The organism is Gilliamella sp. App2-1 (assembly GCF_001690255.1).
GTDB lineage: Bacteria > Pseudomonadota > Gammaproteobacteria > Enterobacterales > Orbaceae > Gilliamella > Gilliamella apicola_G.
This window is the reverse complement of the sequence record NZ_LZGR01000021.1, coordinates 1-12745: the sequence shown is the minus strand read 5'-3', so window position 1 is coordinate 12745 and position 12745 is coordinate 1. Positions and strand designations below refer to the sequence as shown.

At 34.1% G+C, this 12745-nt stretch carries 15 protein-coding genes; 4 read left to right on the top strand and 11 right to left on the bottom strand.

Features of this window, described 5'->3' with window-relative positions; translation table 11 throughout:
• Window positions 1-848: 848 nt before the first annotated feature.
• Window positions 849-1748 (top strand): lipase family alpha/beta hydrolase, encoded by a 900-nt coding sequence (locus tag A9G22_RS02615; RefSeq protein ID WP_065586842.1) that lies wholly within the window; start codon window positions 849-851, stop codon window positions 1746-1748.
• 117 nt (window positions 1749-1865) lie between these two features.
• On the opposite strand, the gene lysC is transcribed toward A9G22_RS02615, so the two are convergent.
• From lysC to A9G22_RS02565, 11 genes are all read right to left on the bottom strand, one after another.
• The gene (gene lysC / locus A9G22_RS11515) at window positions 1866-2093 is read right to left on the bottom strand and encodes an Rz1-like lysis system protein LysC (RefSeq protein ID WP_218058722.1); all 228 of its coding nucleotides are present in this window, start codon (window positions 2091-2093) and stop codon (window positions 1866-1868) included.
• Entirely contained in the window at window positions 1993-2439 is a 447-nt protein-coding gene (locus tag A9G22_RS02610) for a hypothetical protein (protein ID WP_075508314.1), read from the bottom strand. The genes lysC and A9G22_RS02610 overlap by 101 nt, the downstream gene beginning before the upstream one ends.
• Window positions 2417-3004: an N-acetylmuramidase family protein gene (locus A9G22_RS02605; RefSeq protein WP_065586840.1), complete on the bottom strand. Its 588-nt coding sequence runs from the start codon at window positions 3002-3004 to the stop codon at window positions 2417-2419. Before A9G22_RS02605 ends, A9G22_RS02610 begins: the two co-directional genes overlap by 23 nt.
• Window positions 3005-3382 (bottom strand): putative holin, encoded by a 378-nt coding sequence (locus tag A9G22_RS02600; RefSeq protein ID WP_075508313.1) that lies wholly within the window; start codon window positions 3380-3382, stop codon window positions 3005-3007. It lies immediately after the preceding gene.
• 738 nt (window positions 3383-4120) lie between these two features.
• Entirely contained in the window at window positions 4121-6184 is a 2064-nt protein-coding gene (locus tag A9G22_RS02595; protein ID WP_082264488.1) for a replication endonuclease, read from the bottom strand.
• A gap of 201 nt (window positions 6185-6385) precedes the next feature.
• Window positions 6386-7231 (bottom strand): DNA adenine methylase, encoded by an 846-nt coding sequence (locus tag A9G22_RS02590; protein ID WP_082264487.1) that lies wholly within the window; start codon window positions 7229-7231, stop codon window positions 6386-6388.
• A gap of 97 nt (window positions 7232-7328) precedes the next feature.
• Entirely contained in the window at window positions 7329-7577 is a 249-nt protein-coding gene (locus A9G22_RS02585) for a hypothetical protein (RefSeq protein WP_141669951.1), read from the bottom strand.
• A 314-nt stretch (window positions 7578-7891) separates the two neighbouring features.
• A complete protein-coding gene (locus A9G22_RS02580; RefSeq protein ID WP_065586836.1) occupies window positions 7892-8107 on the bottom strand; it encodes a DUF2732 family protein in 216 nt (71 codons plus the stop codon).
• Window positions 8108-8368: a hypothetical protein gene (locus tag A9G22_RS02575; protein WP_065586835.1), complete on the bottom strand. Its 261-nt coding sequence runs from the start codon at window positions 8366-8368 to the stop codon at window positions 8108-8110. It abuts the gene before it with no gap.
• Between the two features lie 43 nt (window positions 8369-8411).
• A complete protein-coding gene (locus tag A9G22_RS02570) occupies window positions 8412-8591 on the bottom strand; it encodes a hypothetical protein (protein WP_065586834.1) in 180 nt (59 codons plus the stop codon).
• 11 nt (window positions 8592-8602) lie between these two features.
• Window positions 8603-8827 (bottom strand): hypothetical protein, encoded by a 225-nt coding sequence (locus A9G22_RS02565; protein ID WP_065586833.1) that lies wholly within the window; start codon window positions 8825-8827, stop codon window positions 8603-8605.
• 155 nt (window positions 8828-8982) lie between these two features.
• Here A9G22_RS02565 and A9G22_RS02560 point away from each other — a divergent pair, with 155 nt between their 5' ends.
• From A9G22_RS02560 to A9G22_RS02550, 3 genes are read left to right on the top strand one after another with little or no spacing between them, the layout of a single operon-like run.
• The gene (locus A9G22_RS02560; protein WP_065586832.1) at window positions 8983-9351 is read left to right on the top strand and encodes a helix-turn-helix transcriptional regulator; all 369 of its coding nucleotides are present in this window, start codon (window positions 8983-8985) and stop codon (window positions 9349-9351) included.
• Between the two features lie 53 nt (window positions 9352-9404).
• Window positions 9405-11417 (top strand): RNA-binding domain-containing protein, encoded by a 2013-nt coding sequence (locus tag A9G22_RS02555; protein ID WP_075508311.1) that lies wholly within the window; start codon window positions 9405-9407, stop codon window positions 11415-11417.
• 15 nt (window positions 11418-11432) lie between these two features.
• On the top strand, window positions 11433-12440 hold the full coding sequence (locus tag A9G22_RS02550; protein WP_075508310.1) for a phage integrase: 1008 nt from the start codon (window positions 11433-11435) through the stop codon (window positions 12438-12440).
• Window positions 12441-12745: the final 305 nt, after the last annotated feature.

Here is a 12745-nt window from a genome sequence, read left to right as displayed (position 1 = left end):
AATTGGTTTGTGTTTATTGCATGAATTATTATTGAAGATAAAAAATAGAAATGATTCTGAAGTAAAAGATAATCAATAGAATAGCGGGAGGATATTCCTGCTTTTTATTTATGTTACTTGATGACATTTGATTGAAACTGCTATGTTTACATTGGGATATAGGTTATATGGCATCTTTTTTCGTTGTGATGTAGCCGTTATATCTCTTGCCGTGGATAAAATATTAATTTTTTATGTATACCCATTACAGTTGTTTTCCAAATTACTGTAAATGAAGTGAGGATTTTCTGAACACGTGATAATCTAACATTGATTGTATATAAAATACAAAAACACACCACTTAATTTTCTACGTGAATTTTAACTAATGATGAGGTTTTCACAAGCTTTGTCAAATTTTTTGGCGAAGCTCAATTTTACTTTTAAACAATTTAACCGTATTTTTGCAGAAACAATTAAGAAGAATTTATTTGCATGGAAGATTTTTAATTTAAAAAATTGATTTTTAAATTAAAATATTTTATTGGATCTGTGAACGTAATTAAAAATAATGTGCATATCGTTAATGTAGTTTCTAATTCATGCGTAACAACAGACTAATTAAAGTATATAAAATAAACATCATTTTAGGATTTTTTAGTAAAGTAAATGAAAATTTTTTAAAAATTAAATTTGCATTATTATATCGAAAATGATATCGTTTTTTTACGGTTAATTTCTGCATAAAAAAACAGAATTAGTGCATTATGCAAGAAATTACTTTTAATTTAGATTTTTAAACCGTCTTTGTAAAATTTTTATAAAATAACAATAATAACTCATATATAAGAATAATTAAGGAAGGTTAAATGGATAAAACAATATCTAACTTAAAAGTTGTGAAAACAAAATATCCAATCGTACTGGTAGATGGGCTGTTTGGGTTCAACCGAATTAAGGGATACCCATATTTCTTTAAGATCGCTGAATCTTTAAAAAAACAAGGTTATGCTGTTTATACAGTTGCAATTTCTGCTACCGATTCAACTGAAGCAGCTGGTGAACAGTTGAAAAATGAAGTGATGAATATACGTGAAAAAACGCGTAGCCAAAAAGTAAATCTGATTGGGCATAGTCAAGGTGCACTTACCTGTCGTTACGTCGCAGCTCTCCATCCTAGCATGGTGGCTTCAGTAACATCTGTAAATGGAATGAATTACGGTTCTGAGCTTGCAGATTTAATGTTGGAGATTATCTCTGGTAAGATGACAGGTCCTACTGCTGATGTGATAGTTAAAGCATTTATGAAATTTATTGGTCTGTTTAGTAACAAACCGTTTTTAGTAAATGATTTTGAAAAATCACTGAAAAACATGTCGACTCAAAGTATTAAAAAATTTAACTTAAAATATCCGCAAGGTCTCCCTAAAAAATGGGGTGGCGAAGGTAAAGAGCAGGAAAGTAATGGTGTTTACTATTATTCTTGGAGTGGCATTATCAAATCAAGAGTGGTTAATGAAGGCTTAAATACTGCTGATCCTTCGCATACTGTTCTGGCTAAATTAGCTACGTTTTTCAGAAAAGAGCGTAAGCATAACGATGGTTTAGTTGGTCGTTATAGTTCTCATTTGGGTAAGGTTATCCGTTCTGATTATCAAATGGATCATCTGGATGCTATCAATCAAATTGCGGGTGTTCATCCGACTAAACCAGATCCGATAGACCTTTATCTTAAACATGCTACACGTTTGGGCTCTAAAGAATTATAAATCAGGCTTGTTTGCAAGAACTGAATCCTGTGATTTACAGGGTTCAGTTTTTTTATTTGTTGGAAACTATACATTCCATTATTAAAATCATCCTCTAAAACTTTTACCAGAAATTGTTTAATTTTTCCCATGCTGATTTTGTTCTTGCTGGCATTGATAAATCATTTCGACTTGAATCGCACATTGATGCCATGCCGTTAAGATAGCTTGGTTGTCGTCAATTAATGAACGATTCCGCCGTAAATTATTCATGGGAAGATAGCAAGGCGTTACGGCTGGACATCCAGTTTTGATAATCTTCACTTCCTTTGATTTCTGGCCGAGTGTACAGCCATTTAATAACATCAGGCAGATCAGTATTAGACCATATGCGTAATTGTTTATTTTCATTGATAAGTAGCTCCAATTGTTGTTGATATTGACGATTTAACGTATCAACCGCGTGCAGTTGATTTTTTTGTTCTATCAATTTTTGTTCATTTGCCCGATACTGATAACTAAGTTCAATTAATTCATTGTTTTTATCATCAATGATTTCGATTAACTTTTGCTTATCATTCTGTAGTTGTAGATTACTTGTTTGCAATTGTTTATTTTTAGTGCTCAATAGTTGATTTTGCAAACAATTTAACAATAAACAAACCAGTAATAGTGACCACGGTAATAGCTTACTTTTTAATAGATTTTGCATAGTTTTCGTATGCCTCTTTGAGTTTTAAGTCATAGCTATTTTTTTTATAAGCTGGACCGTTGTAAAGTTTTGCAAACGTTGAAAAATCTTTATCTTTCATTGCTTGTAATAGCTTGCAATTCGATTTATGAGTAACAAAACGGTAAAACGCATCTAATTGCATTTCTTCGCTTTCAGTCATATGTTGTTCAAATTGCTGAGCTGATTCATAGCCAAGTAGTTGCCAGTGGAAACCCATAATTTGAAATAAGCCCCAGCTAGCACTTTCAATTGCGGAATCAATATCAATTTGTTTGGCAAGAGTTAGCCGATAGTTTTCACTAGCACCACCTAAATAACCACCAGCGGTGGGATTGATTAAATCAGGATAAGTATTTGATAATTTTTCTATATCAAAGCCGTGTTTTTTAAGCTGATGGTAAAAGATATGCCTTTCAAATAGAATTACCGGTAAGCCGTTTTTAATGCCTGATGAGCAAGCCTCAATTTTTGTCACCGCTTGCACCATAGCCAGCTCAACTTCTAGCTTATTAGCCACATTTTGCAATTGTTCAGTTGTTATCATTTATGGTTTCTTTCTCCTAAAGCTATTAAATAAGTCGGATGGATCGTCAAACTTTTTAATTAACCAAAGCAATAATTTGACACTAACGGCCGAAGCGACTAATGCACCAAGTCCGAGCGGTACTTTTGGTTGAATGTTTGACGGGAATAAAGGTATTAATAGATTTAATGTCATTTCGGCTAGCAACATTCCTATCGAAAAAGATATAAAAAATAAGATGATACGGCGAAATACGGAGATGTGCTCTTCGCTAATTACAAGTAAGATTGAGCCACAAAGCGCACCTAAAATCATGCCATTTTCGATATTTGGATAAATAATCGATATTGAAAAAGCACTGATAATCGCTGTGAATGTTGTTGTAGTTGGTTCTATCATTCAATTAATCTCATTTTAGTTTAAACTTTTTGGGAACTCACACTGCTATGGATACATTTAGCACGATACCGCTCGGCACTATTGCAGGTAATTTGTATAGGATTGATTTGTTTTAATAAATAATTTTAACAATCTCTTTGGTTTTGCTAAAAACGCTATAGGTTAGGGGGTTAACTGTCTTATTTATGTCTTGCATAAACAATATTAAATCAATTTTATGGTTAATCGTAATTTGCCTAATTTGATTCGTCATTGATTAACATGCCAGTTAACACATTTATAGATGTAAAGTCTTTGGCTTGTTTGGCTAACCGCCAGATATGTAAATAATCATGTACTGTAATAATCGCATTAATAATCGTTATTTTTAAATACTCCGTTGTGAGTATACCTTTCAGCTACCGTATTTCTGAGACATTACTATATTGATTACTTGAAAACAAAATATTACATATTTTCAGTCTGTTATCAAGGGTTTAACTAAAAAAAACGTTATTTTTTTATCAACCCTTTAAATACGAACCGCAGTTTAAATAATCAGCTATTAATTTAGTTCTTAATGATGTGCAAAGTTATCGACAAATGGTAAAAAATTTAGGTATAAATGATAAAAATATTGTCATTGAATATATCAAACGATGAATTAACCAGTGGAAAAAGCAATTAAAAGGTATTATTTAAATTACATCTATGTTTTTTTGCTTAAATATATGCTTTCTTGAAACTTTTTTACGAAATTTAAAAAAACTCAATATCTGGCCCTATTTCGATCCATTTCTGGTGTAAATCGATTATGGCCAACTTGTCTTTAATCCATTTTATTAGCAATTTATCACTAAATTTTAGTTCCCGCCCCGCTAAAAGATGATTTAACTGGTGCGAGTTGTAATTTATTTGATGTTTTTTTAGCTCATTTATCACTTTTTGACGTCGATCGTACTTTGGTGATTTTTTGATCTCCGTACAGTTATTGACAGAACTCCAAGGGGCGCGTTCGCGCCTATTTTTAGAGACAATAGCCCACTTTATTAAACGAGTGCATATAAAAGATGCCATGCCAATAATGGGGGAAAATACCCCTTTAATCTTTTTGACGTCTTCCTCAAATTGGTTTTGTGCTTCTTCGTACGAAATTCTGACGCGCAAGTCTTTACGCTGTACCATAGCACCGCCTTGTAATTCTGTGTATGCCGCCCAGTCGCCTGCATCAGCTGCGGCAAGTACTGGGTCGATTGCTGGGCTTTCGACTTTTTGGCTGCCGAGCCGACGCAGTTCACGCCACACGGTCACAGGTGCGCCGCCGATTTGCTGAAACTGACGAATACCCCAGCGGTTAGCCCAAGCCGTTACGTTCTTCGCCATCTCTTTTAAGTTTTGTCCTGTCTCGTCATCGACTTCGCCATCAAGTTGATAACCGTCAATGTTTTTAGAAATATATTTAGCAATGTAACCCGTTGCCGAGCCTTTCTCTTTTTCAATTTCTTCAAACTTGAAACGGTTTTCACGCGCACCCGGTTCGTTGCCGTCTTCTTCTAGTGCGTATGAATACATAATGTCATGAACTTTATCTTTATTGTCAGGTAGCATAAAAACTAATATATGCCAATGTGGCGTACCGTCATGGTGAGGCTCAGCAACTCTAAAGCCAAAGATTTTGATATTTTCACGATTGAGCTTTGCCCTGATTTTTGCCCATACTTTGCATAAGTAGCGTTGTGCGTCCCGTGGTGTGCCGCCGTTCCAGTTTTTGACAAACCCACCTTTAGCATGTACGGCGTGATATTTTGACGGTGCAGTCAAGGTAATAAATGCTCCCTCATAGCCGTACTCGTCGGCGATGTCCTCAAATCCCCGCATACGAACCATAAGCTCACAACGACGAATAGCTGGGTTGGCATTAGATTTATCGACCTGTAAAACAAGCTCAAATTGTTCACCCGTTTCAGTATTTTCTATACATTGATTTTTCAACCACTCCCGATTTTTCCTTTTTTGCTCTCTCCATTCACCTACGCATGTGCGGCTTGCATATGGGCTTGCGGATTTCTGAACTTGTCCCGCAGCAATTGCCAAGTGTTCACGTTGAAAAGCCCAAGTGCGTGTTAACTTGTTTTGCCACCATTTATCATCAGTAAGCTTGGCTAGTGCGATAACAATTTGCTGTTCGTTGATTTCATCTTTTTTATAATTGGCAAAGTAGGGCGCTGTAATTTTTAATGGTTTGAGCTGCTCTAATACAAACTTATAGATAGCTAATTCATGGACGTTATTGCTTAACTTAAATTCATCTGTTTCTAAAAAGTGGGTGATTAAATTGTGCATATAGCTAGCAATCTGTCCGCCAAGTTCTTCAACGTCGATTTTGTCCAAGCTCGGTAATATCGATAGCTGTTTATAGAATGCTTGAGCAATTAAACTTTTTTCGACATTTAATGAATATTTTTTCTGTACTTCGGTGCAGCGAGTTAATCCACAGGTTCGTAAATAGGTGTTAGCAACTTTTGAGCCTTTTTCTTGATACAGCGTTAGATATTTTCTAGCGAAGTATCTGCCAATAAACTGAGGCGTATCCCTAAAATATGAATGGAAATAATCATATTCATGTGGGATTTGTTCCCATAGTGGACGCTCAATAATCGTTAAATCTTTTGGAGGTCTGCGAACTGTGGCGTATTGTGATTTTGGCTGAATATATTTTGTTGGTAAAAATTGCCCGACGGTATCGTAAAAATCACGCATAGCCAAAAACAGGACAGATTTCGCCCTGTTGCTGATTGATGGTAGGTTCGTGATTGTATTCATATTATTTTATGCTTTGTTTATTAAAAATTTTTAACCGATAGGCGGGCTTTTGCTATACTTATAGGCTTGTTACGTCTTTTTGCCTTTATCTTGTTAAATTTATTAATATCGCCTGATCGTCAGCATTAAACACTGGTTTAATTGCTTGATGTGCCGATGCAACAACGATTGAATTTCAAATGACTTTAAATACTTGCCTTATTATTTTGTGAGGTCCTTTTGTTGTGAGTTGTTAATCATTTCTGGCGTTAACACGCCAATAATCTCTTTTGCTGGCTTGCGATTGCCGTTGGCTGCTATCGAGCGCGGAGATTCAATAGAATGGATATTGAATTTATTAAATATTTCTTGCGTTATTGGATTATCACTGTTAGAAATAATAGCAATTGCCCCCCGTTTGACTGCATCAAACAGACATTTTTCTAACTCTTGCGTTTTTATGTAATCAAAACTGTTTGAAGTATAACCCACAAATGATCCATTAAACGGACCCAGGTAAGGAGGATCGCAATAAATTATATCGTTAGATTCTGCTTTGGTAATTGTTGTTCTAAAATCACATGCAGTTAGTAACACATCGGTGTCACATAATTTTTTACTAAAATTAATGAGTTCTTGTTCTGGAAAATAAGTATTACTATGTTTACCTTTTGGCACGTTGAAGTTGCCATTTCTGTTATATCTGCAAAGACCATTGAAGCAATGTCGATTTAGCCAAATAAATTTTGCTGCTTGTTCTAATGTGTGCCTTTTAGATGATAGATTAAACTGGTTTCTTAATTCATAAAAATCAACTTCGCTATCAAAAAGTGCTTTGGTTTCATTTATCAATATTGTTGCATCACTTTTTAACCAACGATAAACGTTAATTAAATCACTGTTGCTATCCGTTAAAATATAACTTTTGGCATCGACATTAATAAAAACATTACCAGCGCCAACAAATGGCTCAATAAATCGTCCGTTGGTTGGCAAATAAGATAGTAATAACTCAATAATGCGACCTTTTCCTCCCGGCCACTTTAAAAACGATTTTTTAATATTCATTTGTGCTCCTTAATCTATATGCATTTTGTTTGTTTGAAATTTAAAAGATTTGGGACAACTGTCCAGTTTAATTATTGATTAGTAAAATTTGTTCTTCTTATTCGTCATTGAGTTCCAATTCAATAATATCTACTGCTCTATCCACATCTAAATGATATGCATCAATGGTTTCACAAATCATGACTGCATCACCACATGAAATATTAACAGTTAGATTACGGTTTAAGATTGTTGCCAGCTCATTAGGAACAATAATCACTTGCATGTTATAACTAGCAATTAATCCAAATAGATAACAATATAACCGAATGACTTTAAGTGATTTTGATTGAAATTCATCAAACATATTTTTATTCTCAATTGTGTTATCAAATTTAATATTAGAAGCCGTTAGCCTATGACAATTTGGACGCATGGTGGATCGTTGCGACAATATTTCTTTCGCTGTGTTTTTTACTAATTAACCTTTGCTGGTCTTTTAATTGCTGACAGTCAATGCAAAGCTGACATCCTTCAATTAATTGACGGCGTTTTCAGGGAGCGATACGTTGCATTAAATGCAGTGTGTTGCTGAGTTACCTTGAAACGTTTTGCGATTAGCAATTAGATTATCGAGCTCTAATTAAACGATATCATTCGTTCGTTTGATAACATCATGCATTAGGCCACGTTTTCATAATTCTTTTGCCGCATTGCTTCGGCTTCTTGTTCAAGAAGTTCAGCAGACTCGATTGGTGATAAGTAATCAGTTCGAATGTGAGCCGCTAACCGTTCAAGTTTTGCTGTAAATAGGTCACACAGTCCAGTCTTAGTTTCTTCTCTAGCCTGTTTTAATGCTTGCAGTAATACATCCTCGTTAACTATTGTCATATTCATTTATGCCACCTGTTTTGTTTCTTTTATAAAGTCGGCAGATTCGCAGATTGCGAACGCATCAATAATTGATTGCAAACGACACAATCCCTTTTTTAGGTTGTCGATTTCTTTATCGGTCAGATCGTCATATCGCATTTCCCAAGTGTGGGAAAATTGACTATCTGCGTTGTAAATGATGGTTGTGCGCTGCTTGATACCTGATGCTGCTAGCAATAACCGTTTTTGCCCAGGCTTTAAATTATTAAAAGCTGATCTGGCCAAGCTACGCTTACCGCTTATTAATAAGTGAAGGTTACGGAGGTACTCAAGATTGCGAGCGCGTTGAAAGTTGTTCATGCTTATTACCTGTTAGTGGCTGATGCAATTTAATTGCTTGCCCATTCGGTTTCTCAACCCAACCTTTAGGGTTATGGTTATTAATCTGAATAAAAATTAAAGCCGGTTTATTAGCGACTTTGGAACTCAAATAGATTACATGACTCATGGCTAAACCTTTTAAATGTTAATCGTTGGGCTTCTGTCCGCCAGCGCTTCAGCAACTAAAGCCGCATTATTGATTAAAATAATTGATCGCTTGCCAGTGATATTCTTTTTGCGAATTGGTAAATACCCCTTATGGACATAATCTTTTATAGTTTTTTCTTTCATTCCAGAATGTTTTGCATATTCTTCAACAGTCATATATGCAGCACCGAAAGTTATTGATAAATCTTGTTTCATAGTGCATTATTTCCTCTAACTGGTTTATATTCGATTATATTTGGTTTGATTAGTGTAAAAAAATAACCTAATCGGTATTTTTTATTATGAATACCTTTTAGGTTTATGTCAATACCTTACAGGTATGTTTTCTTTTTGGTATTCTGGGAGTTAATATGATTCAATTTGATAGTGCTAAAAACATAATAGATAGAATGGTTAGCGCTTACAGATTAAAAACAATGAAAGCGTTATGTGAATATTTTGGCGTGGGAATTAGCGTTCTCTCCAATAGAGTTGTCAGAAATACAATTCCAGCAGAATACATAATACAGTGCGCATTAGATACGGGAGCTAATCTGTTATGGCTTTGCACTGGCGAAGGTAAATCAAACATTGATGGAGTAAAAACAGAAAAAAAAACAATTGAAATAACAAGCGAAACATTAGAAAAATTAGAACGTATTGCGGCATTAAAAAATAGCAGCGCAATAACTGATGATGAATATCAATTATTAAAGGCGAGCATTTTAAAAAATACTTAATCATAAAAAATGGGTAAGGTTTAGGTTGGATGATAAATATTTAGGTGAATATCATGATTGAAATAAACACGCTCGCTGATATTGAATCTTTAACCGAAACAGAAGAGATTGAGGTTAAATCTGCACAAGGGAAAGATCACCAAGGTCAATTACCCAAAGATTTTTGGCCCACTTATTCAGCAATGGCAAATTCTAAAGGTGGTTGGGTTATTCTTGGAGTGGAAGAAAAATCCAATAAGTTTAATCTTATTGGTATTAAAGATGTAACAAAAATTAAGAAAGAGTTAGTTACTGCATTAAATAATAAAGAAAAAGTTAATTATAATTTATTAACCGACAAAGATATTTTAGAAAAAAGTATTGATAACAAAACGATATTAATTATTCGTATTCATCCAGCAACCAGAGATAAAAAACCTATTTATATTAACAATAGCATCGTTAATGCTTATATCCGAATGAATGATAGTGACATTAAATGCGATGAAGCAAAAATACGGCAAATGATTTTAGAACAAGATCCACAAGGAACAGACTCTCGTATTTTAGATAATTTTACGATTGATGATATTGAAATAGAAAGCTTACAAAAATACAGAAATATATTCTCTGCTAGGCATCCAGAACATCCTTTTTTAAAAGAAAATTTGCTTTCATTTTTAAGCAAAATTGGCGGGTGGAGAAAAGATCGATACACGAAAAAAGAAGGGTTAACCATTGCAGGATTACTCATGTTTGGTAAATGGGATGCCATTACAGAAATTATCCCCAAATATTCTGTTGATTATATAGAGCGACCTGAAAACAAAATAGATACACGTTGGATAGATCGCGTATTTTATGATGGCAGCTGGTCAGGAAATGTTTTTGACTTTTATCAACTTGTTTATCCAAAATTAGTGTCAGATTTAAAAGTACCTTTCAATATTAAAGATGGTGTACGTCAATCTGATTCAGGTATACATCAAGCACTTCGTGAGGCTTTAGTTAATACCTTAGTTCACGCTGATTACTTAACAGGCAGAGTTTCCATTTTAGTGGTTAAAAGACCTGATATGTTTGGTTTTAGAAATCCTGGTCTAATGCTCATATCTAAAGAAGATGCAATAAAGGGAGGGAACAGTGAATGTCGCAACCAAAAAATGCAACAAATGTTTTTATATATTGGTTTAGGGGAGCGAGCGGGTTCCGGAGTTCCGCGAATATACTCAGGTTGGGAACAAGCTAATTGGAAAGTTCCCAATTTAAGAGAAAAATATGATATCGAGCAGACTTTATTAGAGTTATCAACGACAAGCTTAATACCCCATAATATTGTCGACTATTTAGTTAAAAAATTTGGATATGACAATTTTTCAAAATTAGATGATTTTGAAAAAATGATATTGGCTACAACCGCACAAGAAAATTGGATAAATCACCAACGAGCTTGTGAGTTAACCTCTAAGCATTCAAGAGAGGTCACGCTCGCCTTACCTAATTTAGAAAGAAAAGGATTCCTTATATCTCAAGGAGAGAAAAAAAATAAAATATATAAGTTATTTGGTGAAGAAGAGTTGCTTATGCCAGAAGATATTCTTTATGCTAATGATGGTGAAATTATTGAACATGACCAAATATACAGAGATGGTTCTTTAACTTCAAGAAACAATAACTCCGGTTATAAAAATAAAAACTCCGGTTATAAAGATTCGGACTCCGGTTATAAAGATACTTCATCAGCCAATAAGGATTCAGTTGGAAGAATAATAGATGAACGTGTAGATAAGCCATTTATATTTGAGTTGACACAACTTGATAATGGGTTCCTTCAAAGTTTAGAAAAAATAGCCTCGCCAACCATAAAAAAGAGAATTACTTTTGATGAAATGAAAACGGTTTTAATTGCACTCTGTAAGGGGCACTATATCTCATTATCCGCTCTTGCTATATTAGTCAATAGAACTCCAGATAGATTACGACAAGGGTATGTTAAACAATTAACTAAAGATGGCGTTCTTCGTATGGCATTTCCTCATGTACCAAATATTCCTAAACAAGGTTATACCACAGTGGAAGAGCATTAGGAGTCTTGATATAAAGTGAGTGTAAGAAAACAAAGTAATGGCAAATGGCTATTTGAAAAATACCTAGAGGGTGGGCGTAGAATTCGTAAAACGTTCACAACAAAAGGTGAAGCACTTGCTTATGAAGCCTATATTGAAGAACAAGTAGCTATTAAGCCGTGGATTGCTGAAAAGCAAGATCGGCGAAGAATATCTGATTTAGTTAATACCTGGTATCAATCACATGGGCAAACACTAAAAGATGGAAAGCGTGTAAAAAAGATTCTTGAGTTTATTTGCCAGTCAACTAATGATCCATTAGTTGGCGATTTTACGACTAAAACATTTACTAATTATCGAAAAAAACGCATGATTGGCGAACTGTATAGAACCGATTCAGTAAAAACAGTGTCATTACGTACGTTAAACCTCGAATTGGTTTATCTTCGTGCCATGTTTAATGAATTGGCTCGATTAGGAGAGTGGGAACGCCCGAACCCCGTTGAAAATATCAAACAGTTTAAAACTGATGAATCTGAAATGGCGTTTTTAACTAATGATCAAATAAAACTATTATTAAATGAATGTCAAAATAGCAACGTTACGTATTTATCATTAATGGTAAAAATAGGACTTTCAACAGGAGCAAGGTGGTCAGAAATAGCCAATCTAAAATTATCTCAAATCACGCCATATAAAATTACATACATTAAGACAAAAGGAAGGCGTAATCGAACTGTTCCAATAACAAAAGAACTATATGACCAGATCCCAAAAGAAAACAAAAAAATATTTAGAGGTACACATGAAAACGCATTTAAAAGAGCGATTGACAGAACAGGAATAGAGTTGCCTGATGGGCAATTAACTCATGTATTGCGCCACACTTTTGCTAGTCATTTTATGATGAATGGTGGAAATATACTTGTTTTGCAAAAGATACTTGGCCATACAGACATAAAAACAACGATGAGATACGCCCATCTTGCTCCCGATCATCTAGAAGAAGCAACCACATTAAACCCATTATTTAATATAAAATAAATGGCGGTAAATTGGCGGTTGAGTTCAGTTATACTCGGTTTTTGTCAGTTATATTTAGATTTTAGCTAATTAATTTTAGTTTAAATTATTGATTTTAAAAGGGCAGTATTAGAATTCTTATTCCGCAACTGAGTGATTGTTACTCTTGCATCCAAGCCATATAGTCATTTACTTGATGATTTTTTGCTAGAATGTAGCTTTAATTAAAAACAAAATAGCCATTTTTCCTTACTGAACAAATAATTGATTTTAATTAAAAAATATAATAAATCAATTATTTAATTAAGTTGTTTTAATTGTAAACC